Genomic DNA, 25458 nt, shown 5'->3' with positions numbered 1-25458 from the left:
TGGGCTGACCGGCCTTGCAAAAGGCCGGTCATTCTCCGACGATACGTTCTCCATGGGTATAAACGTCGAACTCATCTCCCCGTACCAACGCAACAAGCGTCAGATTAGCTTCTTCAGCAGTTCGGATGGCGAGAGCCGTAGGCGCAGAAATGGCCGCCAGAACAGGCGTGCCGAACATGACAGCTTTCTGTACCATTTCGACCGAAACGCGACTGGTGATCGCAACAATCCCCTTTTTCGGTGAAGTGCCTATACGCGAGACAGCGCCGACAAGTTTATCCAGTGCATTGTGGCGCCCGACGTCCTCGCGCACGGCAATGAGCCCCTTGCCTGGCACATAGAAACCAGCGGCGTGAACTGCATGGGTTTCAGCATTTAGCTCCTGCCCTTCGGCAAGAGATTTAACAGCCATAGAAATATCATGGGAGGTGAATTTTCCACCATCTCGATCCAGTGCCGTAAGCGGCCGCAAGGCGTGATCGATTGAATCTATCCCACAAAGTCCACAACCGACAGGCCCGGCCATAAATCTGCGTCGCGCAGCAAGCCGCTGTTCCGGGCGCTCCGACAGCCTGATCTGCACGTCGATTCCTTTCTCAAAGGCTACGACCTCAATCGCTTCTATCTCGGAAATATGGTCAACGATATTCTCAGTAAGAGTGAAGCCAATCGCAAAATCCTCAAGACTGTCGGGGGTAGCCATCATCACGGCTTGCGTTGAACCGTTATAGCTCACCGCCACAGGTACTTCTTCCGGCACCATTCGCGTGCCTTCATGAAAGGTCGACACACGATGCGCGAGACGTGTAGCACTCCGGCTAATCTTGTGGATCGTCATCTTAATCGCTCGCCTGCCATCGCATCCATTCTCCCAACAGTTTCATGTGGCATGAAAACAACTTTAATGTAAGTTGCCACCGGACAAGCCGCCGCGATTTGAACGGCAAGTGAGGAAAATATGGATATTCGCCAGGTAGACGACAATTATTCGGTCTCGGGCCAGATCGAGCCCGACGATATACGCGATATTGCGGCGGAGGGGTTTCGAACGATTATCTGCAATCGACCAGATGGCGAAGGCGGGGCCGAACAGCCCGAATTTAGCGAAATTGCACGGGTCGCTGAAAAAGCCGGGCTTGCCACTTATTACATCCCGGTTGTCGGCGGACAATTGACGCAAGAAGATGTCGATGCAATGGCAGCAGCACTTGATGAAGCTGAAGGCCCCATTCTGGGCTACTGCCGGTCAGGTGCCCGATCTACGAATATTTACGGGATCGTGCAGCAGCAAAAGCGCGGATAAAGAACGAGCGCAGGCTATGGGGACGGTGAAGCCGCAAAGGCATTTCGACGGTCTTTGCAAACATGGTGATCACCGTCCTGAAAGTCGGGTGCGGCCCGCATGTACGCCACGCGATGTATGGGCACAATACTGGCGATAGTAGCTCATACCGGTACGCGTGACCGTCGCAACCACACCGCCAAGAACGAGAAGCCAGCCAATGGCCTGCGGCCAGTTGAAGCTTTCGATCCCTCCGCTCAGCGCGACAATGACGATACCGGCCCAAAGCAGTGCAGCCGTACGTCGCCAGAAAACCGGATTGAGCTCGTCAAACACCGCCTTCCACAATGAGTGAACAAGGCAGGCAAAAAAAAGGGCAGCAGCCAGCCCGATATTGAGCAACTCGACCGGAAGCCATTGTTGCGAAGTAAGCATTGTTTCCATCATCCACTTAACCAAGCTAAAGATCGAAGAACTCCGTTACGGGATTTGTCTCACGATCCTAAGTACTGTTACTGTTCGTCCTATTCAGCTTTCGCTTTGTGGCCGCAACGTGTTACAGGCATGGAAAGCTCCTCCGAATAAATTCACTTATTATTGCGATCACGCGAAATATCGTGTTGAAAACGTTGCTCTATTCGTGGTGACATGACACATCGGACACCGTGCAACCCCTTCCAAAGACTAGGAAATTTGCAGTTCCCGCTCGTGGACATATTCCGGTAACACAGCATTCAAAATCGCATAAAATAACAGCTTTGTAACAATTCGGCACAGCAAAGAACCGTCGGAAATACCGACGCCGAGCAGTTATTCACAAATGTGAAGTTTTTTATCTCGCCTTTACTTGCCCGCCACCCTTTTTGCTGGGAGACTTCGAAGTAGGATCCACGGAAGCTGGTGCGTTCGCCGGACGACCGAAGAGGAAGCCCTGAACCTGTTCGCAGCCCTCTTCGATCACCATCCTATGCTGATCAAAGGTTTCTATACCCTCAGCTACCACGGGCAGATCGAGGCTCCGACCCAACCCAACGATGGCGCGCACAATAGCTCTTGCACTACCATCGGTTTCCATACTGGTAATGAAGCTGCGGTCTATCTTGATCTTATCGAATGGAAAACTTTGAAGATTGCTAAGCGACGAATAACCGGTGCCGAAATCGTCCATAACAATGCGAACACCCAGCTTCTTCATTCGCCGCAACAGTTCGAGTGTCGTCAATCGATCCTTCATCAAGGCAGATTCTGTTACTTCCAATTCCAATCTTGCTGGATCGAGACCGGTTTCTGCGAGAACCGAACTGACCGTATCTGGCAGATTGACCAGACGGAACTGCACAGGTGACAGATTGACCGCAATAGTCAGATGGTTCTCCCATCCGGCTGCCGTGCGGCAAGCTTCACGCAGAACCCACTCGCCCAATGCCACAATTACCCCTGTTTCTTCGGCAATAGGGATGAAAACCTCAGGTGGTATCTGGCCACGTTCCGGATGGCTCCAGCGAACCAGGGCTTCATAGCCCGTGCAGCTTCCATCAGCAGTCGCGAACAATGGTTGATAGGCAATGCCAATCTGGCCACGGACCATCGCATGGCGCAAATCTGCCTCCATCTGGCGACGCTCTCTAATCTCGCGGTCCATTTCTGGTGAATAGAACGCAACCGTACCACGCCCCTCAGTCTTTGCCCGATAAAGCGCAATGTCTGCGGCGTGTCTGATTGCTTCAGCGTCCTTCCCATCGTTCGGATATATCGCAACGCCAATGCTCACACCGACAGCAGTCGGATCGAGCACTGTATTCAGCTCTGACCGGAAGGTGTCCAGAATCTTGTCGGACAGTTTCCGCGCGCCTTTGGGCTGAGGCACACCCACTTGCAGAATAATGAACTCGTCGCCGCCGATACGTGCGGCCGTGTCTATACCGTTAATGGAGCGCTTCAGAATGCTGGACACCGCTTTCAGTACCCGGTCGCCTTCGGCGTGTCCGAAAATGTCGTTCACTGCCTTGAACCGGTCCAGATCGAGCGCCAGCACAGCGAAAGGCTCACGGCTACGGCGCGCTACAGCGTTCGCGAGACGCTCCTCAAAGAACATGCGGTTGGGCAAACTCGTGAGCGCATCGTGCCGCGCCATATGTTCGATCTGACGCTGGGCAGCACGCTTCTCGGTAAGGTCACGCACGGCCAGAACCTCACACGGACGCCCCTGATATTCGATCGTATGAACCGCAAGTTCAAAGATCCGCTCATCATTCGGAAACCGCGGCGCGGCTTCAATTGCTTCTGCACGGGCAGCGCAGACAGGAAGCCCGTCAGCGGCCAACAACAGGGTATCTGGTGCAACACCGACAAGCGCTTTTTCACTTCGCCGCATGAGATCGGAAAAGCGAGCATTCATCTCGACAATTCCGCCATCGCGGATAACAGCCAGCCCGTCCAATGTAGCGTTCGCAAATCCTTTCAGATCCGTCATGTAACGATCTACGAATACGGCAACCGTTGTCGTCAGAGCTACAATGCAGACAACTGCGGCTATGGCGCCGATCAACCACAGACGCCCGATACCGAGTGGATCGGCTGCTGGAAGGGTTGGGTTCGGAACGAGCTCAGTCGATGCAACCGCTGTGAAATGGAGCGCGCAAACCGCGAGTATTCCTCCGACAGTCGGAAGCAAAATACGCATCCAGCCGGAAGCATTCGTCACAAGCCAGAACGCAGCCAGTAGAAGCATAACCGATGTTATGCTGCCGACCACTATCGGTGGAAAATCATAGTGGACATCGGCTGCCGCCTTGATCGCGCTCATACCCGTGAAATGCATTGCTGCAATCGACAGCGTCGCTGAAATGGCAACTATCAGAGCGTGTTTGAATGTTGCCCCGTCGAGAAGACGTAGACTTATCCAAAAGCCAAGTACCGCTATCGCTGCTGAAAGAACAGTGATTGTAAAATCAAACTCGATTGCCACAGTGCCGCTATAAGCGAGCATGGCCACAAAATGGGTAGCCCAGACACCCAGCCCGCCTGCAAATGCACTGATTGCCAGCCAGTTGTCGCGGCGGCTTTCCGTGCATTCCCGTGCGCGCACAAGCAATAGAAAAAAAGCGAACATGCTCGCAAATGAAATGGACGCAGCCAAAACCACAAAAGGCTGATCATGCTGTACTGTGACGCATTCCAGGACTTTAAACATGCCGCCCCGCCTTTATCCGAAGTGCCTTGCTATAAAAATACAACCAGAAGCATTATCCGGACTGTGCTTTGTTCCCTGGTTAAAAGTACCAAAAACTATTTAAGCAATCCTGAATTATGGAATATATCGATCCACGTTCGCCTATACTGCAAGAACGGATCACCTACGCTGTCCAAAACGCCTTCCCACACGTGCAAGCAATATCACGGGTAAAATTCCGACCACTACAATAGCAAGTGCAGCAATAGACGCTTCCTCATAAGTCCCACGTGCGGCCTCACCATAAAGATGCGTCGCAAAAGTTTCGATATTGAGTGGGCGCAGCAAAAGCGTTGCTGGCAGTTCTTTCACGCAATCGACGAATACAAGCAGGCCTGCCGCCACGATAGCAGTTTTGGACAACGGCAAATGAACTGCACAGAATGTCTGTGTCACGCCGCGCCCCAATGTCCGCGACGCGTGGTCCAGCGACAAGGGTATGCGCTCCAGTCCAGAATCAATCCCACCTGCGGAGATGGCGAGAAATCTGACGACATAAGCGTAGATGACAGCTGCACCACTTCCGATCAGCACCAGCCCTGCCGAAAATCCGAAAAAATGCAATGTAAATTGATTGACGAGATGATCGAAGCCGCCGGCAACCGCTAGAATGCCGATCGCGATCACGGTCCCCGGTGCAGCATAACCCATCGTCGACAAGCGATAAGACCAGCGCGAAATCGCGCCCGGGAACAGCCGAACCGCATATGCAACGAGCATTCCGAAAATCAGCACCAGAACCGTCGCCACTGAAGCCAAGAAGATTGTATTGAAAGCTTCGCTGATCAATCGCGGCGACACACCGGCAAAACGTAAGCGTTTTATGGCCTCCACGACCAGATAGATAGCAGGTAGGACGAAGCCTATGACGACAGGCAGTGCGCAGAGACAGAACAACCAGGCGGCATGCCCTCCCTTCACCTTCAACGGCTCAAAGCCACGTGAATGACGAATATTGGAAGCAAAGCGCTGTTTGCGTCGCGCCCAGCGTTCAATTGAAACGAGGGCAACCACCAGAAACAGGAGAGCGAGTGCCAATTGGGCCGCACCCGGCAGATCGGAACGCGTTATCCAGGTCGTGTAAATCGAAACGGTCAATGTGCGAATGCCCAAAAACTCAGCAGCACCCACGTCATTCAACGTTTCCATCAAGGCCAGGCTAACTCCGACCGCCACAGCGGGCCGTGCAAGCGGCAACGCGACGCGCCAGAAAATGCCTTTTCGGCTAACACCCAGGGTTCTTGCCGCCTCAATGAGACTGGCGGACTGGGTAAGAAACATAGCTCGCGTCGGGATATAGACATATGGATAGAGAACGAAACCCAGAAGAATAATGCATCCTGCCATCGAACGGATATCGGGTAACCGGAACTGGCGCGGACTGTCATATCCCAGTACGAAACGAACCGCGCCTTGTACCGGACCAATGGGATGCAGAATATCAAGATAGGCATAAGCTACAATGTAGGTCGGCACCGCCAATGGCAGCAAAAGCGCCCATTCCAGCACGCCACGCCCACGAAAATCATAGGCAGTCACCAGCCATGCCGTCGACGTTCCAACAGCCGCAGCAATAATGCCGACCCCGACAAGCAGAACTATTGTTTCGAGAAAGGCCGTTGGAAGGTTGGTAGCGAACAGATGCGTCCAGACCCCGGTTGAGCCGCGCATGGCTTCCAGGGTCAGGGCAAGGACCGGCAGCAACACCAGAACCGCCACGAAGGCCGAGAGCCATAGCCAGTTGCGCCCTGCCCTTGCCGGTTGCAAAACTCGTTTCCGCATGGCTGCAAAAGCTTCCATTGGTCTCTCTATAGTGCAACGCCGGCGCATGAACTGCACCGGCGCTATTCTGCTTATCTCAATCGGCTTTTAGTTGTCGAAACCGACTTTGTCGACAAGTTCGCTCGCCTGCTTGCGGTGGCTGACAATTTCTGACAGCGGAACACTATCGATCTTCAGCTCGCCGAACGATTCCACGATCGGATCGAGTGGCGCACCCAGCTTGACCGGATATTCATAGTTGGCCTTCGCATAGATCTGTTGAGCCTCATCGGAGACAAGATATTCAAGCAGCTTAACTGCCTCCTCCTTGTGGGGTGCATGCTTTGCAACGGCCGCACCGCTGATATTGACCTGCGTGCCACCATCCTTGAAAGTCGGCAGCAGCACCTTGATGCCTTCACCCCAAGCCTTCTGCTCGTCACCACCCTTACCCGAACGCATTAGGCCGACATAATAGGAATTGGCCACTGCGATATCGCAAATACCACCGAGGATATCCTTGGCACCGTCGCGATCTCCGCCTGCAGCTTTGCGTGCGAGATTATCTTTGAGACCCTTCAGCCATTCTTCAGTCTTTTCCGGACCATAGTGCGCAATGTAATCCGCGAAGAGAGCAGTATTGTAAGGATGCTGGCCTGCACGGATGCAGACTTTATCCTTCCACTTCGGATCGGAGAGGTCTTCATAGTTGATCTTGTCGAGCTCCAGGTCCTTGGCCGCATAGACAACGCGCGCGCGCATGGACAGCGCGAACCAGTTATCCTTAGCGTCGCGAAGTTGTTCTGGAACAGCTTCTTTCAGTACCTTGGAATCAACAGGTTGAGTGAGACCCTTGTCGACGAGATCGACCAGATTACCGGCATCTACCGTCATGAGGATATCAGCGGGCGAATTTGCACCTTCAGAGGCCACACGTTCTGCCAAACCATCCTTCAGAAACACCGTATTGACCGTGATTCCAGTGGACGATTTGAAAGCGTCGAGCAGGGGCTGAATGAGACCCGGCTCGCGCGTCGTGTAAATGTTCACTTCATCTGCGTGGGCGGCTCCTGCGAACAGCGTTACTGCGAGGAGAGTGAGACCTGAACGCGCAAATTTGGACATTTTACCTCCGATGGACCTGTTTCATTTTGAATTATGAGCGAACTAATCAGGTTATACGGGGAGGCTCATTGACGGTCAATTACCCTGACGGTCTTGGCGACATATATTTTCTGTCACTTGGGGAAAACAAGCGCCTTATCCCATTGCGGGCATAGAACAATCTCGTTAGCCGATGCCGGAAGCCGTAGTTCTGTACGCACCCGCAGACGAGGAGTCGCATTCGTCAGCTGTACGACAAGCTCCTCGATTTCACCGAGAAACGTACGGGATTCGATATGGCCGTGGAATGAGCCTTCGCTGGTCTCACCATCGGTCAGAATGGTGAAATCACGCGGACGCAGATAAACAAACGCTTCAGTATTTGGTTCAAGTTGCTCTGTTATGGCGAGCCCTCCAAAAGGAGTGACCAACTTATTGCCTTCGACTTTTCCAGACATCACATTGAAGTCGCAGAAAAAATCTGCCGCATAGCGGTTCGCTGGCCGGTCATGCAGTTCGCGCGCCGTGCCACTTTGTACTATCTCGCCAGATCGCATCAGGACCACATGATCCCCGGTAGATAGCGCTTCTTCAGCCTCATGGGTTACGATAATCGCCGTTGTTCCAAGCTCCCTCAACAAGGCTACAGTCTCACGACGAACCCGGGCGCGCAGACCTCTATCGAGATTTGAAAATGGCTCGTCCATCAACAGGAGATGTGGTTTCGGCGCGAGAGCCCGAACGAGAGCAACACGTTGCTGTTCGCCACCGGACAGCATGTGCGGATAACGATCCGCCATATGAGAGAGCGACACCAGTTCCAGCAATTCTCGCGTTCGCTCATTCGCTTCGTCGCGGGACATTCTCCGCAAGCCAAAGACGATATTTTCCTTAACTGTCAGATGAGGAAACAACGCGTAGTCCTGGAAAACGACACCAACGTTCCGCTTTTCCGGCTCAATAAAAACCGAAGGCCCGACAAGCGTATTCCCCCCCATCGTGAGCGTTCCGCTGTCTGGAGCATCAATGCCAGCGATGATGCGCAACAAGGAAGTTTTGCCGCAGCCGGAATGACCAACCAGGCAGATAATTTCGCCTGCATGAACATCGAGAGAGACATTGTTGAGCGCACGCAATGCGCCAAACTGGCGGCTGATACCTGACAGCCTTAGTGCGGGACCGGAATGACCGGAAACCTGTCTTTCGTCGTGCGGGTTGCGGGCGTCCATAAGCAAGATCGCGGGTCCAGATTGCTGTTTAGGCGGATATAGAGACACATTCTCCGGAAAGCTACTAAAACAGGATAGAATATCTCAGGAATATCGTAATTCAGTATTTCTTTGATGGGTATCTGGTTGATCATGAACAAAAAGCGGGCCATGTTCGTCATGCTTCCACATGCTCAAATTACCCTATTGCATTGCAGGAGAATACCTAAATGGGGCCGGTCACGGATAAGGTGGCGACAGCCGAAAGCTTGCCGCAAGAAACCAAGATCGCCATCATCGGCGGCGGCGTCATCGGTGTTTCCACCGCCCTCTTTTTGGCCGAACGCGGAATTCCTGTCGCCCTCCTTGAGAAGGGCGAGATCGCAGGTGAACAATCGAGCCGTAACTGGGGCTGGTGCCGCCGCACGGGTCGTGACAGCCGCGAAATGCCGCTCATCGTCGAGAGTATGCGGCTATGGGACGGGATGAACGAACGTACAGGCCGCGAAACCGGCTTCCGTATTACCGGAATTGCTTACACGGCTGAAAAAGAAGAGCAAATGGCTCTTTATGCCGAGTGGATCAAAATCGCTCGCGACCATGGTATCGAAACGGAACTTCTCAACGCCAAACAAGCTTCGGCACTTGCACCGGGGATCAATCGTCGTCTCGCTGGCGGCATGATTACGGCGCTCGACGGTCGTGCCGAACCGCAAAAGGCCGTTCCCGCATTTGCAGCAAAGGCACAAGAAAATGGCGCTGTCATTCTACAAAACTGTGCTGTGCGCGGCATCGAAACAACCAATGGCCGTGTCACCGCCGTCCTTACCGAAAAAGGTCGCCTGCCATGCGAAGCAGTGGTCGTCGCGGGCGGTGCCTGGTCGAGACTAATCGTCTCTGCCTTTGATGCACATCTGCCGCAGTTGAAAGTTCGTTCTTCCGTATTCCGTACGGCGCCTCTCGATGCCGGTGTGGAGCCTGCAATCGCATTTTCGGATTTTGCCCTGCGAAAAAGACTGGACGGCGGTTATACGGTCGCGAGCCTTGGCGGCTCCATTGCCGATATCGTACCCGACAGTTTCCGGTTTTTCCGCGATTTTATACCGTCGCTTTCTACCGAGTGGCGGTCGTTGCGATTCCGGTTTGGTGAGCGCTTCTTCGAAGAAGCATTCCAATGGAAACTTCGTCCTGCCGATCAGGTCTCCATTTTCGAAAAAATCCGCACACTTGATCCCACTCCGCACAAGGCCGCCAACGCTCAGGTGCTTGCGAAACTGAAGCAGACAATCCCGTCTTTCGCATCTGCAGCAATAGCGCAGGAATGGGCGGGGCTCATCGACACAATGCCGGACGTCATCCCGGTTATTTCGCCCATTCCGGGCGTCGAAGGGTTGATCGTTGCCACAGGATTTTCAGGGCATGGCTTCGGCATTGGCCCAGGCGCCGGTAAGCTTGTGGCAGACATGGTTACGGGTGAAACGCCGGTTGTCGACCCTTCTGCGTTTCATATATCGCGTTTTTCCGACGGTTCCAAAATCCGTATCGAGAACTGGGGATAGGGTTCCAATCCCGATTATTCGATTACACCGCAGGCAAACCGAGCTCCGCCACCGCCAAGTGGCTTGGGCTCGTCAGAATAATTGTCACCACCCATGTGAACCATCAAAGCCTTGCCTTTGATTTCATCGAGTGTCTTGAGGCGCGAAGCCGTAACGCTTTTCGTTACGTTGCCCTCAGCGTCGGTCTTAAGCAAAGGCAAGTCTCCCAGATGCCCCTCGCCTTCCGGCCCCATATGATGCTTTGAATGTGAGGGATCATAATGCCCACCGGCGGCTTGTGCCGAGACGGCTTTTCCGTCCTTTTCAGCAGGCGCGCAGCTTCCATTTTCGTGCACATGGAAACCATGCTCACCAGCAGGAAGGCCTCGCAGATCCGGTTTGAATTGCAATCCTTCCGCAGTCTGCGAAATCGTGACGGTGCCGATTTCCTTTCCTTGGCCTGTCGGCAAGGCTTCGTAGAGTTTGACACTCATATCTGCCGCGACAGCTGGAACTGTCAGAAGCATCATTGCTGAAGCAATCAATAACGGCTGCATCGTTTTCTCCTGATCACATTGGTTCGTGATCAAGAGACAACGCACACTGTCTGAAATTGTTCGAAAATAAATTGCCGAAGGAAGGGCCGCGCGACAAACGCCTGTCGCGCGGCCCGTCATGGGCTATACTGTTACGAACTGAGCCATCATGCCCACATCTTCATGTTCCAGAACATGGCAATGAAACATAAATGGATGGCTTTTCACCGCCTCACGGTCAAAATGAACCAGTATTTCGGCCTTTCCGTCGATCAATGCGGTATCCTTCCATCCCGATTGATGCGCTGGCGGGGCCTTACCGTTGAGGGAAAGAATGCGAAATGACGCTCCATGGATATGAAATGGGTGCGGCATCTCTTTCGTTGTAAGGTCCCAAATCTCCCAGGAGCCAAGTTTGGCTTCCACATCGATGCGATCCATATCAAACGGCTTACCCGCAATTGCCATTTCCACGCCCGAGGTCAAAGCTTCAAGCGCTGGCCCTGCATCGGCGGAACTTCTCGCTCCATGCATATCATGATCCATGGCACCCGACTGCATCGAACCCATATCCATATTGCCCATGTTGTGCCCAGCATGAGGATCAGCCGACAGTTTCGCCATCATCAGCTTCATATTTTCTGCCATCCGTTCGTCGAAGAAAAATGAACGGCGCTTGACAGAGAGTTTTTCATCGGGGGCATCAGGACCGTCAAGACGATCTGGAAGTTTCGTGACTTTCCCTTGCAATGCAGCATCTACGACAAACCGCATCAAGTGCAGATCGTCACCGCCGCTATCATCGCCGTAGGTCAGCAAGTCAGTGGCCTCGCCCTTGGAAAAATCAACCAGAACTTCATAGCGTTCACCGGGACTGATGGTCAGTCTTTCAACTGGCTCGGGTTTTCCAATAAATCCGCCATCCGATGCTACAACAAGCAAAGGCCGATTATCGCTCAAGCGAACGTGAAAATTTCGCGCATTGGCGCCGTTCAAGATACGCAGACGGACGATAGATGCAGGGACCCGTGCTTCCGGTGACACGATCCCATTCACAATAAGCTTGCCGCCACGGAACCCGTGCATCAAATCCATAATATCGGGCTCGTAAACCTTGTCGCCTTCAATGACCCGACGATCCTGAAGTACCAGTGGAATATCGTCCACGCCGTAATCTTCAGGCAGTCCGCGTTCAGCATCCTTGCCGTCAGTCACAACCATGAGACCGGCAATACCCAAATGCGCCTGGCGGGCGGTATTTCCGTGCAAATGCGGATGGAACCAGTTGAACGAAGCCGGTTGCTGAATTTTGACTTCCGGCTTCCAAGCCTCGCCCGCTGCAATAACATTATGGGGTCCGCCATCGAGTATCGACGGCACAAAGAGCCCATGCCAATGAAGCGTGGTCCCTTCATCCATGCCATTTTCGACGGAAAGAGTGACCGTTTCACCGTTCTTCAAGCGCACAAGAGGGCCAAGATACGCACCATTGATGCCTGCCGATGCCGCTTCGCTTCCCTCTTCAAAGCTGTGTCGTCCCGTCTGTACTTTCAGCTTAACGACACCTGATGCATCGGGTTCGACCAGTGGCGGTAAAGGCAAAGGCCGACCGGTCGGAGCGGTCGATGGAGTGGCTGCACCGTGGCCCATTTTCTGGTGAGCGTCCTGGGCCAGGCTGTCAAAAGGGCGAATGGCAGTAATAAAGGCGGCCCCTGCCCCGAGGGTCAGCAGGCGGCGGCGTGTAATTCCAGACATAGTAAGTCTCCAGACAATAATCATGATGGCTGCCAAAACTCGGCAGCAATTTCCAGATCAAGCCTGAAGCGATATGGGAGGTCGTAGATCACCGGTTATAGATTTGCCGCTTAGAGCCGCCACAAGCGGGGGCAAGCCAAAATTCTGTGCAGGAACAAACGAACGTAAATCCGCACCGAGCTGGAAAACACAGCCACATGTCATCATGACGCAAGCATTTGGTGTTTTGGCACCATGATCCATCGGTGCAGTTTTGCCCACGTCCGTCGATGGACCGACACCGCCCATGTGATGCGGCACATTTGCACCGACATCAGAAACCATCTGCACAGACGGTGCATCATGCGCCATCGCGTAACAAAGCTGTACCGAAACAAGAAACAGGAGCGATAGCAATGTCATGAACGCACGGGAGGGCCATCGCAAGACCGCATGGCCTCGTGCCGTATTCCTCAAACCAATATCGTACTGTGCTCGATACATCATTGTTTCCAAACGGACGACACTGGAAATCTAGTCTTCCGTTACGGCAATTAAAAGGCCAAGCGGAGCGCTGACGAGAATTTTACCCACTTTCGCTTTCTTTCCAAAACACCGCATTCGAAATCATAAAATTGCTGAAAAGCCGTTTTCCGCTTGCGATTCTATGTTCTGCGGTTTTAAAGAACCACATCTCGGGCTCCTCCCCCAATTTCGACTGCCCGCAAATATTGGATCTGAAACAATGACTGTCGCTGTAGCGGTTGCTCCGCAGAAAAATTCCGCGCGCCGTGTTCTGGCCGCTAGCATGATCGGCACCACGATCGAGTTCTTTGACTTCTATATCTACGCAACCGCTGCGGTAATCGTGTTCCCGCACCTCTTCTTTCCTGCGAGCGACGGCAATTCCGCACTTCTCCAATCTCTCGCAACCTTTGCGATTGCATTCTTTGCCCGCCCCATCGGTGGCGCACTATTCGGTCACTTCGGAGATAAAGTCGGCCGCAAGGCGACGCTGGTTGCGGCACTCATGACTATGGGTATCTCCACGGTCGCCATCGGCTTTCTGCCAACCTATGACTCAATCGGCGTCTGGGCAGCTCTCCTGCTGGCGCTGTGTCGCCTGGGTCAAGGGCTCGGGCTCGGTGGCGAATGGGGCGGCGCAGTACTGCTTGCAACAGAGAATGCACCGGAAGGTAAGCGCACGTGGTACGGCATGTTCCCGCAGCTCGGTGCTCCGGTTGGCTTCATTCTGGCGACAGGTATCTTTCTCCTTCTGGCCGAGCTGCTCACCGAAGAACAATTCTTTGCATTCGGCTGGCGCATTCCTTTCATCGCCAGCGCCCTGCTGGTTGGCGTTGGTCTGTTCATCCGTCTGAAAATCGCTGAAACGCCAGAATTCCAGAAGGCAATCGATAAGGCTGAACGTGTTGAGGTTCCGGTTGCAGCTCTGTTTAAGAAGCACAAGATGAGCCTGTTTCTCGGCACTATCGGTGCTGTTGCAACCTTCGTCCTGTTCTACCTCATGACAGTCTTCTCACTGGGCTGGGGTACACGCGCCCTTGGTTACAGCCGCGAGGAATTTCTTATCCTTCAGATGGTTGGCGTGATCTTCTTCGGCCTCATGATTCCGGTAGCAGCCCTATTGTCCGACCGCTTCGGCATGCGTCCGGTCATGGTGATCGTCACCGTCCTGATCGGCCTCTACGGCTTCATCATGGCACCTTTGTTTATGGCTGGTACAGCTGGCGTTCTTGCCTTCCTCATCATCGGCTTCGGTTTGATGGGCCTCACCTATGGTCCAATCGGCGCAGCTCTGGCAGAGCCGTTCCCGACTTCGGTCCGCTATACAGGCGCTTCGCTGACCTTCAATCTGGCGGGCATTCTTGGTGCTTCGGTTGCGCCTTACATCGCGACCTGGCTCGCAACGCATTACAGCTTTGACTATGTCGGCTATTACATGTCTGCCGCAGCTGTCATCTCGCTGATCGGCTTTGCATTTATTTCGTTCAAGCGCGACGAATAAAACAACGTTCAGAATCAAAAAAAGCCCGCGTGGAGCGATCCGCGCGGGCTTTTTTCTGGGGGAGCCTACAATTCTTATTCGGTATCTGCAGCTTCCAGAGCGATAGCCACCGACTGGATGATCGATGCAAAACGCACGGCGGTCTGGATGGTTTCCGACGTCACACTGGCCTTGCGCAGTACATCTTCGTGCGCATCAATGCACATACCGCAACCATTGATCGCGGACACGGCCAGTGACCACAGTTCAAAATCAATTTTATCGACGCCAGGATTGCCGATTACGTTCATGCGCAGCTTTGCTGGCATGGTCCGGTAGTCCTTATTGGTCGCAAGATGTACGAAGCGGTAATAGACATTATTCATGCCCATGATCGACGCTGCCGACTTTGCCGCTTGAATGACAGAAGGGTCGACTTTGGCGACCGCTTCAGCAACAAACGCCTTGCGCACGTCTGCATTACGAGAGGCAATCCCGCAAGCGACGATCAGGCCGTATTTTTGCTGCGGCGTCAGCGTTTCATCGCTCGCCATGGACGAAAGATTAAGACGAACGTCCTTGGCGAAATCCGGGATTTTTGACTTCAGAACATCAATGGACATGGAACCCTCTTTATCTGTCAATTTGGATAGTAGATAAAAGAAAGGCGGGCCTTGACCCGCCTTTCCGCCGATAATCAGGGCCGATCAGGCAGCCTTGAGCGTCTCGCCACCGACTTCGCGGTTGCATGGGCAGAGCTCATCGGTCTGCAATGCATCGAGAACGCGCAGCGTGTCCTTGGGAGCGCGGCCAACGTTGAGGTTGGTTGCGTAAACATGCTGGATCGTGTTGTCCGGGTCGACAACAAAGGTGTAGCGGTATGCCACACCATCCGGCGAGCGAACGCCAAGACCATCAACCAGCGAACCATTCGTGTCGGCAAACGACCAGATCGGCAGCTTATCGAGATCCTTGTGATCGCGACGCCATGCGAGCTTCACGAATTCATTGTCGGTCGAGCCACCAAGAACGACCGCGTCACGGTCTTCGAAGTCCGATGCAAGACGCGCAAATTCTGCGATTTCGGTTGGGCAAACAAAGGTGAAGTCCTTAGGGTAGAAGAAGATAACCTTCCACTTGCCCGAGAAGCTTGCCTCGGTGATTTCTTCAAATGCCGAAACACCGTTTTCTTCATGATGGTTGAAGCCCGGCTTTACGCCGGTGACCTTGAAGGAGGGGAGCTTGTCGCCAATACCGAGCATCTTATACCTGCCTGTAAATTCCGTTGCTATGCGGAAGTTTCTGAACTTTCAGAATTTTCCGTCTACGAGTCGTATATAGGACTTCTTGTTAAATCGGTCAAAGCGATTATAACGATCAAATCTATCGATTTTAACGATGGAATAAGGCCGGAAGATTCAATGCTCAATATCAGCGTCCGCCAACTCCATTACTTTATGGCTCTCGTCAAAGCGGGTTCTTTTTCACGAGCAGCAGAAGTTGTCGGCGTTACCCAATCGACATTGAGTGCCGCTATTCAGGCACTCGAGACAGAGCTTGGCGTAACGCTGATCGACCGTTCGGGTCGGCGAATGCAGCTTTTACCTGCTGGCGAAGACTTTCTGGCGCGTGCCCGCACTATTGTAGCTCTCATCGAGGAACTACCCGAGCATGCGCGACAGGCCGAGCGCCCGCTCACGACCAGACTGCGGATGGGCGTTATTCCGTCGATAGCTCCGTTTTTACTGCCTAAAGTCCTGCCTGCAACCGCCAAAGCCTTTCCTGAATTGCAATTGACTATTCGCGAAGGCCTGACTCGCTCCCTGCTCGACAGCTTGCGTTCAGGATCGCTCGATGTTGCACTCGTTGCTCATCCTTATGACCTCAATGAGTTTGAAGTGGCCGAGCTTAGTCAGGACATCTTCTTTCTGGCGGTGCGACGCGATCATGCGTTGGCCAATCGCGATTGGGTTGGGGCAGATGACTTGCAGGACCAGCCGTTTCTTCTACTGGAAACCGGGCATTGCCTTCGTGAACACGTTATGGCCGCCATAGGATCCACACCTGCACAAGCGGGTGGCGACGTTCACGCCACATCCATAATGACACTGGTGCAACTCGTTGACTTCGGGATGGGAGTTACACTTCTGCCCGAAGTGGCAGTCAAGGCCGGGGTCACGCGCGGAACTGAGTTGAGCATCGTTCCGTATCAAGGCAAGAACAATTACCGCTCACTGGTCCTCGTCTGGCGTTCCAACGCCGCCCGCCGCAACGAATTCCAGCTCTTCGCCCAGCATCTTCGCAGCAGATGCATGAAGCCTGGTTAAAGAATCCCCCAGGCACGAAAGCGTCCGCGCCCGGTGATTTCTCTCAGATTGAGCTCCGAGATCAGTTTCAGAGCCCCCTGCTGCGTGACCTGCAATTCCTTCTCCACCATCTGGCTGGAAACAAGCGGGCTGCGCAGAAACATCTCCATCAGTTGCGGTAGTCGCGAGTTGGACCTGCGCCCCTTGAGCTTACGCTGCATCTGCTCACGCGCCAGAAGCAACCGGTCATGCTCCTTCATGGACGTATCGGCAGCGTCTTCTATACTTTCAAAAAACGCCTTGAGACGGATCGGACGGTGAGGCGAACGGCGTACATCCGGTCGTTTCGCGCGAAGACCGAGGCTGATTGCCGGTAGATGCCCCGTTGCGAGGCCGCTCTGCCGCAGGAAGGCCGCAGTCAGCAACCGTCCAATCCATGATGATCGCTGCACAACCTCCAGAGAAAACCAGGCATCATGGATCAATGCCGCTCGCATCAACGGTGGCAGATGTCTCGTCGCAGCAAGACAATCCCGCCATTCCTGCAAGCGCGCATCCTCGTCCCATTCGTCGTCGTAAAGCAAGGCATCGCGCGCGGCAGTTTCCAGTTTGGGTCTGTCAGAAACAGCACCTTTCAAAAGTGCATCGGTCCGCGCAAGCAAGCTATCAATATCGTTGAGCAGCGGATCGACAACATCCACTGCTTCGGACGGTTCAATCTCTTTGAGGGGCGTGGCATTGACCGTGCGACCAAGCAATTGCTGAATACCAGTAGGCCCCAGTGCCCAGTCCGCTGACCTACCGGCAATCTGCCGACGCATACGTAAAACGGCATGCGCGATGGTCAGGGCATGGCTTGGCATCCGGCTGTCCATCAAGGCGTCGTGCAAGACCAAGTCTTCCATATGCACCAGTTCGCCTTCAAGCCACATTGAAGCAACCGCATCATGCATGTGCATCCGCTCGACCATACCTTCGCGAATGGGCGAGCGCGAAAGCCGTTCGTCAAGCCGCACCAGAGCGGCCGTAGCCTTGCTAACGGGTACGAAAAACTCTTCGAACGGCAAATCGTCGATCTTGTAGGCCATATCCCGCATATCGCAGCCGATTGCGGGAAAAGGCAAACAAAATTACCACCTTATCCGAGGACTTCTGCAACTTTGACGGTTCGGCCTTCCTTGATCGAACGAAGAGCAGCCTCAGCCAGAGCCAAAGCTTGCAATCCATCCTCTGCTGAAGGGTGCGGTACTCTTCCTGTATCAAGTGCATCGATAAACGCGGCAATTTCCGCTGCATAAGCAGCCGTGTAGCGGGTCATGAAAAAATCATGCAACGGCGGGCGGTTATAGCCATCTCTGGAAGCGATTTCTATCGAGACTGGGCGTTGGTTTTCCGCCGAAACAGCGCCGAGCGATCCGTGGACTTCGATACGCTGATCATAACCGTAGGAAGCACGACGCGAATTGGAAATAACACACTGACGGCCGGACGAGGTCGTCAGGATGACGCTCGCACTATCGTAATCGCCGAGTTCTCCGATTCTCGAATCGACAAGTACCGAGGCCGAGGCCGATACACTTTCGATTTCCTCAGCGAGGAGAAAACGCGCCATATCGAAATCATGGATCGTCATGTCACGGAAAATGCCGCCGGATACCTTGATATATTCAGCGGGCGGCGCACCCGGATCGCGGCTGGTGATTGTCACCATTTCAACATTACCGATACGTCCATCTTCGATGGCTTTGCGTACTGCTGCGAAATGCGGATCGAAACGGCGATTGAAGCCCAGCATCACCTTCCCGCCAGTTTCGCGAATGACATCCAGGCAGGCTCGAACGCGTGCAATATTGAGATCGATCGGCTTCTCACAGAAAACGGCCTTGCCGGCGCGCGAAAACCGTTCGATAAGATCGGCGTGTGTATTTGTCGGTGTGCAGATCAGCACTGCATCGATGTCATCTGCGTTCTCGATAGCGTCAATGCTGCGAACATCCGCGCCGGCAGAATCGGCGATTGCCTTTGCCGCAGCTTCGTTTGCGTCCGCAACGGCAATCAGTTGAGACCGCTTGTCCGCCGCGATTGCGCCGGCATGAACCTTGCCGATACGGCCCGCACCAAGCAGTGCCAAACGTGTCACCATTGCCTCATCCTCCCAAGGAAACCGACCATCTTCAGCCAGCCGAAGACATGCTATAGAATATTTATTCCATTTTGCTAGAATGTGACATAAAGATTGTCAAGAGATCATATTGAGAGGCCAATGATGGATTCCCCTGCACCGTCATCAATCAGCGTTCCGACGAACATCAAGGAATTCGAGGCAAAGCTGCTAGAGGTTTCAGACCGTTTACCGAAGAGGCTGAAACAGTGCGCTGATTTCGTTGCTGCCAACCAGGATCGTATCGCTGTGTCGACCGTCGCCGAGATGGCTGAGGGTGCCGGTGTGCAGAGTTCCGCATTCATGCGCTTCTGCCAGATCATGGGTTTCTCCGGTTTTTCGGAGATGCAGAAGCTGTTCCGGGAATCCTATGCGGGAGGCTGGCCTGACTATTCAACCAGACTTCAGCATTTGAGAGAAACGGCAACGGGCAGTGCCCCCGCCCTTCTCGCCGAATTTGCCGAAGCAGGCCGCACTTCCCTTGAAGGTTTGCTCAAAACCATTGATCCGGTTGCATTGGAAAAGGCCGTTCAGCTTTTGGCCGGTGCGCAGACAATCCATGTTGTCGGCATCCGCCGCGCATTTCCCGTCGCAAGCTACCTGGCTTACGCGCTAGAGAAAATGCAGGTGCCAGCCATGCTGCATAGTGCCGTTGGCAAACTGGAGAACCTGCATGCCATTCGCGAAGGCGACGTGCTTCTGGCGATTTCTTTCTCCCCCTATTCGCCAGAAACGGTCGCCATGGCCGAAACCGTCGCTGCGCGCGGCATCGACGTCGTTGGCATTACCGACACATTTGTCAGCCCCATGAGCAAATCCGCTACGCAGACCTTGCTGGTTTCTGAAGTGGATTTCGGTGCGTTTCGTTCACTCTCCGCAACACTTTGTCTAGCCATAGCGCTTGCTGTCGCCGTAGGGACAGCGCGTCAAAGCGACTAACTCTTCTCGTGCATATTCCATTTTTCAGTTGAAATAGAATAATAAATCTATTTTAATCGAAAATGGAATAACTGCTATGTGTATGATTGATGCACAGCCATGCAGCAATAAGAAAATAACGAGGGAGGATGGAGTGAAGCGGCTCGACTTGATCACGATTGGCCGATCTTCGGTTGACCTGTACGGCGCACAGGTTGGCGGTCTTCTGGAAGACATGGCCTCCTTCAACAAATATGTGGGCGGTTCTCCCACCAATATTGCGACTGGAACCGCACGGCTCGGCCTCAAATCGGCGTTGATTACGCGGGTCGGTGACGAGCATATGGGGCGCTTCCTGCTACGCGAACTGGAACGCGAAGGCGTTGACACGCGCGGCATCGCCACAGATCCAGAGCGCCTCACCGCTCTCGTAATTCTCGGCATTCGCGACCAACAGCATTTCCCGTTGATTTTCTATCGCGAGAATTGTGCTGACATGGCCTTGTGCGAGGAGGACATCGACCCGGCATTCATCGCAGAGTCGGGCTGCGTGCTGGCCACCGGGACGCATCTGTCACATCCGAAGACGGAAGCCGCCGTCTTGAAGGCTCTTCGACTTGCCCGCGAAAATGGCAGCCGGACGGCGCTCGACATTGACTATCGCCCCAACCTCTGGGGACTTTCCGGTCATGGCGACGGTGAAAATCGTTTCATCGAATCCGCAGCCGTTACCACCAAATTGCAATCGACGCTCCATTTGTTTGATCTCGTCGTCGGAACAGAAGAAGAATTTCATATTGCGGGCGGCTCGACTGATACGCTGCAGGCGCTGAAAGCCGTGCGCGACGTGACGAATGCTGCACTGGTGTGCAAGCGTGGCTCCATGGGGGCAGTGGTTTTCGAAGGCACAATTCCCGATAGTCTCGACCAAGGACAAAGCGGCGAGGGCTTCCCGATTGACGTTTTCAACGTTCTGGGCGCCGGCGACGGGTTCATGTCCGGGCTTTTGCGGGGCTGGCTGAAAGGCGAAGACTGGCCGACCAGTCTCAAATTCGCCAATGCCTGCGGAGCCTTTACGGTCTCGCGGCATGGATGCACGCCAGCTTATCCGAGTTGGGAAGAGCTTCAGTATTTTTTCCGCACTGGTATCCGCAACAAAGCTTTGCGCAAGGATGCCGCGCTGGAGCAGATACACTGGTCCACCAATCGCAACGGCCACTGGCCGCATATGCGCGTCTTCGCTTTCGACCACCGCATCCAGCTGGAAGAAATGGCCGGCGAGGCGGGCGTTCCGATGGAAAAGATCGGCGAGTTCAAGCAGCTCTGCCTGAATGCAGCCTTGCAGGTGGCAAACGGCGGTGAAGGTTACGGCATATTGTGTGACGGACGACTAGGTCGAGACGCGCTTTACCGGGCCGCAGGCACGGGCTTGTGGATCGGGCGGCCCACCGAATGGCCCGGCTCTCGCCCGCTCAAGCTGGAACCGGAACTCGGACCGGACTGCGGTGGATTGGTCGAGTGGCCCGTCGAGAATGTCGTGAAATTATTATGTTTCTATCATCCCGATGATACCGCTGAATTCAGGGTTGAACAGGAAGAAACTGTCTCACGTCTTTTCGCAGCCGCTCGGCGCAATCGACTGGAATTCCTTTTGGAAATCATTCCTTCCAAAGCAGGCCCCATCGATGACGACACTACAGCACGCGTGATCGAGCGCTTTTATGAGATCGGCGTCTATCCCGACTGGTGGAAGCTCGAGCCCATGAAAACCAAAGCAGCCTGGGCCAATGCCTGCGACGCGATCATACGCAACGATGCACACACACGGGGCATCGTTGTTTTGGGGTTGGACGCACCTGCCGAAGAACTGGAAGCCAGCCTCGCAATTGCTGCCGATTTCGACCTCGTCAAAGGCTTCGCAGTGGGACGCACGATTTTTGGCGACGCAGCACGGAAATGGCTGAACGGCTCGATCACCGACGGAGAAGCAATCGCCGACATGGCCGCGCGCTACCGCCGCCTTTGCAACGTCTGGGACAGCGTGCGTACATATTGAATTCGTTCTGCCGGGAGGAAGCTGGAGGAGCTATGAAAACCGTTCGATTGACCGCCGCGCAAGCATTGGTGCGCTACCTCGCAAACCAGATGACGCCGGATGGCGAGACTTTTATTGCAGGCGTTTGGGCTATTTTTGGCCACGGTAATGTGGCCGGACTTGGCGAGGCGCTCCATCGCATTCGCGAAGAACTGCCCACATGGCGCGGCCATAACGAACAGACAATGGCGCATGCGGCCATTGCCTATACCAAGCAGCTTGGCCGTAGGCGTGCTTGCGCCGTCACCTCCTCCATCGGCCCCGGCGCGACGAACATGGTCACCGCCGCGGCACTCGCCCATGTAAACCGTCTACCCGTTCTGCTTATTCCAGGCGATGTCTTTGCCAATCGCGGCCCTGATCCCGTCTTGCAGCAGATCGAGGATTTCAACGACGGCACCATGTCCGTGAATGACTGTTTTCGTCCGGTCAGCCGCTATTTTGACAGGATCACCCGGCCCGAACAGCTTCTCACCGCCTTACCTCGCGCCTTCCGCACCATGACCGATCCAGCCGATTGCGGACCAGTAACGCTTGCATTTTGTCAGGATGTGCAAACGGAGGCCTATGATTGGCCGGAAGAATTCTTTGCACCGCAAGTCTGGCGCTGGCGCCGCCCACCGCCAGACGAGTATGAACTGACAGTGGCAGTGGCATCGATCAAGGCAGCGCTCAAGCCCGTCATCGTTGCAGGCGGCGGAGTACATTACTCCGGCGCTCACGAAACGTTGCGCAATTTTGCCGAAGCGCATGGCGTTCCGGTCATCGAAACGCAGGCTGGCAAGTCAGCTCTCCCCTGGGATCATCCGCTCAACTTCGGTCCAGTGGGCGTAACCGGAGCGGACAGCGCCAATGCTATCGCCGCAGAAGCCGATCTCGTGATTGGTGTCGGAACGCGCTTTCAGGATTTCACGACTGGATCATGGGCGCTGTTTAAGCAACCAGGACGCAAGCTGCTCTCGCTCAATGTCCAACCCTATGACAGCACAAAACACGGTTCGCTGCCGTTGGTTGCTGATGCAAAGATTGGTCTCGAAGCTCTCTCAAAAGCGATTGGCAGCTATAAACGCCAACCCGTGGATACCGCTTTGAAAGAGAAATGGTTTGCGGCGGCAGACCGGTTTACAGACGCCCCCAGCGACGGCAATGCCTTGCCGACCGATATGCAGGTTATCGGCGCGGTACAGCGCCAGGCACGCGAGAACACGGTCGTCATGTGCGCGGCGGGCACCATGCCCGGGGAGTTGCACCAACTTTGGAAGGCCAGTCGTCCCATGTCCTATCACATGGAATACGGCTTTTCCTGCATGGGCTACGAAATCGCCGGGGGTCTCGGCATCAAGATGGCCGAACCGGACCGGGATGTCGTCGTGATGGTTGGCGACGGCTCCTACATGATGGCCAATTCTGAACTCGCCACTGCCGTCATGATGGGGCAGAAGATTACGGTCGTCATCACCGACAATCGCGGTTTCGGCTGTATAAACCGACTGCAAATGGCAACCGGCGGTGCTGAGTTCAACAACCTGCTTGACCATTCGAGCCATGTGAATCCAGCACACATTGATTTCGCCGCCCATGCCGGAGCTATGGGCGCTGATACGAAGAAAGTGGGATCCGTTCGCGAGCTGGAAGAGGCTCTGGCAGAAGCCCGCAAGAGTGCGCGCACGACTGTCATCATTATCGATACCGACCCTTATCCGACACCTGAAACTGGCGGATGGTGGTGGGATGTCGCCGTACCGGAAGTCTCGGAGCGCGAACAGGTACGCGCCGCACGTAAAAATTATGAAGCCAAGCTCAAAGAAAGAAACTGACCGATGATCCTCTATGGCACCAATCCTATTGCCTGGTCGAACGACGATGATCGCAGCCTCGGCGCGCATATCACACTGGATCAATGTCTCGATGAAACAGCCAAGATCGGCTTCGACGGGATCGAGAAAGGTCACAAGTTTCCGCAGGAACCGGCCGCACTCAAGGCCGTGCTTGAGCCTCGCAAGCTTCGCTATGTATCGGGCTGGCATTCGCTCAATCTGCTGGTGAACTCAGTCGATGAAGAACAGAAGGCGATGCAACCTGCACTGGACCTTCTGAAGGCAATGGGCTCGAAGGTCATCATTGTTTGCGAAACCTCGAACGCCATTCACGGCGACGACGACAAATCACTATCCGAGCGTCCGGCCCTGGAAGAAGCCCGCTGGGAAAAATTCGGTGCAGACGTTGAGGCGCTGGCTGGATACGCCGCCGCACAGGGTGTCGTTCTTGTTTATCACCATCACATGGGAACGGTGGTGCAGAGCGAGGATGAAATCGATCTTCTGATGCAGCATACTGGCCCGCATACCAAACTTCTCCTCGATACCGGCCACTGCCTGTTCGGCGGCGGCGACCCGAAACGGGTTGCGAAAAAGCATATGGCTCGCGTCGGGCATATCCATGCCAAGAACGTTCGCCCGGCAATAGCGACCGAAGTGCGAGACCAGAGCCTGTCGTTTCTGGAGGGCGTCCGTCGCGGTGTATTCACGGTCCCTGGCGATGCAGAAGGCGGCGTAGACTTCGTACCTGTGCTGAAAGTTGCCGCGGAAAGCGGTTATCAGGGCTGGTTGGTGATCGAAGCCGAACAGGATCCAGATATTCGTAATCCTTATAAATACCAGTCACTTGGATTGAAATCGCTCAAGTCATTCGCTCATGAGGCAGGGCTCGATAAAGGAGATTAAGACATGGCCAATTTGTTGCGCAAACCTAACGGTACGCATGGCAAGGTCCATGACATCACCCCGGAGAGTGCAGAATGGGGTTATGTCGGGTTCGGGCTTTATCGTCTCAAATCTGGTGAAAGCGTTTCGGAAAAGACGGACTCGACCGAAGTGATCCTCGTTCTGGTTGAGGGAAAAGCTCACATTTCAGCCTCCGGAGAGGATTTCGGCGAGATAGGCGAACGCATGAATGTGTTCGAGAAACTGCCGCCACACTGCCTCTATGTGCCTGCTGAAAGCGATTGGCGTGCAACAGCCACAATAGATTGTGTCCTGGCTGTTTGCACCGCCCCTGGCAAAGTGGGTCGCAAGGCACAGAAACTCGGACCAGAAAGCCTGACACTGGAACAACGCGGAAAAGGCGCCAACACCCGCTTCATCCACAATATTGCGATGGAAGGCCGCGATGTTGCCGACAGCCTTCTTGTCACCGAAGTATTCACACCACAGGGCAACTGGTCGTCCTATCCACCCCATAGGCACGACGAGGATAATTTTCCGGACATGACCTATCTGGAAGAAACCTATTATCACCGTCTCAATCCGGCGCAGGGTTTCGGCTTCCAGCGTGTTTTCACCGAAGATGGAAGCCTTGATGAAACCATGGCGGTCGCGGATGGAGATGTCGTGCTGGTACCAAAGGGGCATCATCCATGTGGCGCGCCCTATGGGTATGAGATGTACTATCTCAACGTAATGGCCGGTCCCTTGCGCAAATGGCGATTCAAGAACCATCCTGATCACGATTGGATTTTCAAGCGCGATAACCCCTGATCAGCCTTCGGATCCAGATCGACTCGTGTAAACTTTCGGCAA

The 25458-nt window shown here is 54.3% G+C and carries 22 protein-coding genes; 9 read left to right on the top strand and 13 right to left on the bottom strand.

Annotated features, from left to right (window positions below; all coding sequences use genetic code 11):
* Nucleotides 1-28: 28 nt before the first annotated feature.
* On the bottom strand, nucleotides 29-838 hold the full coding sequence (gene fdhD / locus CQZ93_RS18930; protein WP_105544125.1) for a formate dehydrogenase accessory sulfurtransferase FdhD: 810 nt from the start codon (nucleotides 836-838) through the stop codon (nucleotides 29-31).
* Between the two features lie 120 nt (nucleotides 839-958).
* Here fdhD and CQZ93_RS18925 point away from each other — a divergent pair, with 120 nt between their 5' ends.
* Nucleotides 959-1303 (top strand): protein tyrosine phosphatase family protein, encoded by a 345-nt coding sequence (locus tag CQZ93_RS18925; protein ID WP_105544124.1) that lies wholly within the window; start codon nucleotides 959-961, stop codon nucleotides 1301-1303.
* Between the two features lie 69 nt (nucleotides 1304-1372).
* Here CQZ93_RS18925 and CQZ93_RS18920 read toward each other — a convergent pair whose 3' ends face one another.
* The 5 genes from CQZ93_RS18920 to CQZ93_RS18900 form a co-directional block, all read right to left on the bottom strand.
* Nucleotides 1373-1717 (bottom strand): hypothetical protein, encoded by a 345-nt coding sequence (locus CQZ93_RS18920; RefSeq protein ID WP_105545217.1) that lies wholly within the window; start codon nucleotides 1715-1717, stop codon nucleotides 1373-1375.
* Nucleotides 1718-2114: 397 nt separating this feature from the next.
* Complete coding sequence (locus CQZ93_RS18915) at nucleotides 2115-4475, bottom strand: bifunctional diguanylate cyclase/phosphodiesterase (RefSeq protein WP_105544123.1); 2361 nt, start codon at nucleotides 4473-4475, stop codon at nucleotides 2115-2117.
* A 159-nt stretch (nucleotides 4476-4634) separates the two neighbouring features.
* Entirely contained in the window at nucleotides 4635-6314 is a 1680-nt protein-coding gene (locus CQZ93_RS18910) for an ABC transporter permease (RefSeq protein ID WP_105544122.1), read from the bottom strand.
* Nucleotides 6315-6383: 69 nt separating this feature from the next.
* Complete coding sequence (locus CQZ93_RS18905) at nucleotides 6384-7400, bottom strand: Fe(3+) ABC transporter substrate-binding protein (RefSeq protein ID WP_105544121.1); 1017 nt, start codon at nucleotides 7398-7400, stop codon at nucleotides 6384-6386.
* Between the two features lie 113 nt (nucleotides 7401-7513).
* A complete protein-coding gene (locus tag CQZ93_RS18900) occupies nucleotides 7514-8608 on the bottom strand; it encodes an ABC transporter ATP-binding protein (RefSeq protein ID WP_105544120.1) in 1095 nt (364 codons plus the stop codon).
* 209 nt (nucleotides 8609-8817) lie between these two features.
* Between CQZ93_RS18900 and CQZ93_RS18895 the strand changes: the two genes are divergently transcribed.
* Nucleotides 8818-10146 (top strand): NAD(P)/FAD-dependent oxidoreductase, encoded by a 1329-nt coding sequence (locus tag CQZ93_RS18895; RefSeq protein WP_105544119.1) that lies wholly within the window; start codon nucleotides 8818-8820, stop codon nucleotides 10144-10146.
* A 14-nt stretch (nucleotides 10147-10160) separates the two neighbouring features.
* Here CQZ93_RS18895 and sodC read toward each other — a convergent pair whose 3' ends face one another.
* The 3 genes from sodC to CQZ93_RS18880 form a co-directional block, all read right to left on the bottom strand.
* A complete protein-coding gene (gene sodC / locus CQZ93_RS18890) occupies nucleotides 10161-10682 on the bottom strand; it encodes a superoxide dismutase family protein (RefSeq protein WP_105544118.1) in 522 nt (173 codons plus the stop codon).
* Nucleotides 10683-10805: 123 nt separating this feature from the next.
* Complete coding sequence (cueO, locus tag CQZ93_RS18885) at nucleotides 10806-12416, bottom strand: multicopper oxidase CueO (RefSeq protein WP_105544117.1); 1611 nt, start codon at nucleotides 12414-12416, stop codon at nucleotides 10806-10808.
* A 57-nt stretch (nucleotides 12417-12473) separates the two neighbouring features.
* Nucleotides 12474-12899, bottom strand: a complete 426-nt coding sequence (locus CQZ93_RS18880) for a hypothetical protein (protein WP_105544116.1) — start codon at nucleotides 12897-12899, stop codon at nucleotides 12474-12476.
* Between the two features lie 241 nt (nucleotides 12900-13140).
* Between CQZ93_RS18880 and CQZ93_RS18875 the strand changes: the two genes are divergently transcribed.
* A complete protein-coding gene (locus CQZ93_RS18875) occupies nucleotides 13141-14421 on the top strand; it encodes an MFS transporter (protein ID WP_105544115.1) in 1281 nt (426 codons plus the stop codon).
* Between the two features lie 74 nt (nucleotides 14422-14495).
* Here the strand turns inward: CQZ93_RS18875 and ahpD are convergent, their stop codons facing one another.
* Nucleotides 14496-15023 carry an alkylhydroperoxidase, AhpD family gene (gene ahpD, locus CQZ93_RS18870; protein WP_105544114.1) on the bottom strand — a complete coding sequence of 176 codons (528 nt, stop codon included), beginning with the start codon at nucleotides 15021-15023 and terminating at the stop codon, nucleotides 14496-14498.
* Between the two features lie 84 nt (nucleotides 15024-15107).
* Entirely contained in the window at nucleotides 15108-15662 is a 555-nt protein-coding gene (locus tag CQZ93_RS18865; RefSeq protein ID WP_105544113.1) for a peroxiredoxin, read from the bottom strand.
* A 159-nt stretch (nucleotides 15663-15821) separates the two neighbouring features.
* Between CQZ93_RS18865 and CQZ93_RS18860 the strand changes: the two genes are divergently transcribed.
* The gene (locus tag CQZ93_RS18860; RefSeq protein ID WP_105544112.1) at nucleotides 15822-16727 is read left to right on the top strand and encodes a hydrogen peroxide-inducible genes activator; all 906 of its coding nucleotides are present in this window, start codon (nucleotides 15822-15824) and stop codon (nucleotides 16725-16727) included.
* On the opposite strand, the gene CQZ93_RS18855 is transcribed toward CQZ93_RS18860, so the two are convergent.
* Together CQZ93_RS18855 and iolG are read right to left on the bottom strand one after the other, a co-directional pair.
* On the bottom strand, nucleotides 16724-17803 hold the full coding sequence (locus tag CQZ93_RS18855) for an RHE_PE00001 family protein (protein ID WP_422616102.1): 1080 nt from the start codon (nucleotides 17801-17803) through the stop codon (nucleotides 16724-16726). The two genes, CQZ93_RS18860 and CQZ93_RS18855, sit on opposite strands and share 4 nt — an antisense overlap.
* A 41-nt stretch (nucleotides 17804-17844) precedes the next feature.
* A complete protein-coding gene (gene iolG, locus CQZ93_RS18850; RefSeq protein ID WP_105544111.1) occupies nucleotides 17845-18849 on the bottom strand; it encodes an inositol 2-dehydrogenase in 1005 nt (334 codons plus the stop codon).
* 123 nt (nucleotides 18850-18972) lie between these two features.
* Between iolG and CQZ93_RS18845 the strand changes: the two genes are divergently transcribed.
* The 5 genes from CQZ93_RS18845 to iolB all read left to right on the top strand — a co-directional run bounded on the left by CQZ93_RS18845 (nucleotide 18973) and on the right by iolB (nucleotide 25416).
* Nucleotides 18973-19806 (top strand): MurR/RpiR family transcriptional regulator, encoded by an 834-nt coding sequence (locus CQZ93_RS18845; RefSeq protein WP_105545215.1) that lies wholly within the window; start codon nucleotides 18973-18975, stop codon nucleotides 19804-19806.
* Between the two features lie 76 nt (nucleotides 19807-19882).
* The gene (locus tag CQZ93_RS18840; protein ID WP_422616101.1) at nucleotides 19883-21841 is read left to right on the top strand and encodes a bifunctional 5-dehydro-2-deoxygluconokinase/5-dehydro-2-deoxyphosphogluconate aldolase; all 1959 of its coding nucleotides are present in this window, start codon (nucleotides 19883-19885) and stop codon (nucleotides 21839-21841) included.
* A gap of 32 nt (nucleotides 21842-21873) precedes the next feature.
* Entirely contained in the window at nucleotides 21874-23697 is a 1824-nt protein-coding gene (iolD, locus tag CQZ93_RS18835; protein ID WP_105544109.1) for a 3D-(3,5/4)-trihydroxycyclohexane-1,2-dione acylhydrolase (decyclizing), read from the top strand.
* Nucleotides 23698-23700: 3 nt separating this feature from the next.
* Entirely contained in the window at nucleotides 23701-24603 is a 903-nt protein-coding gene (gene iolE, locus CQZ93_RS18830; protein WP_105544108.1) for a myo-inosose-2 dehydratase, read from the top strand.
* Between the two features lie 3 nt (nucleotides 24604-24606).
* Nucleotides 24607-25416, top strand: a complete 810-nt coding sequence (gene iolB, locus CQZ93_RS18825; protein WP_105544107.1) for a 5-deoxy-glucuronate isomerase — start codon at nucleotides 24607-24609, stop codon at nucleotides 25414-25416.
* The last annotated feature ends 42 nt before the right edge of the window (nucleotides 25417-25458 follow it).

Origin of the sequence: Ochrobactrum vermis (genome assembly GCF_002975205.1) — a bacterium.
In the GTDB taxonomy this organism is placed as follows: Bacteria; Pseudomonadota; Alphaproteobacteria; order Rhizobiales; family Rhizobiaceae; genus Brucella; species Brucella vermis.
This window is presented reverse-complemented; position numbering and strand designations above follow the sequence as displayed.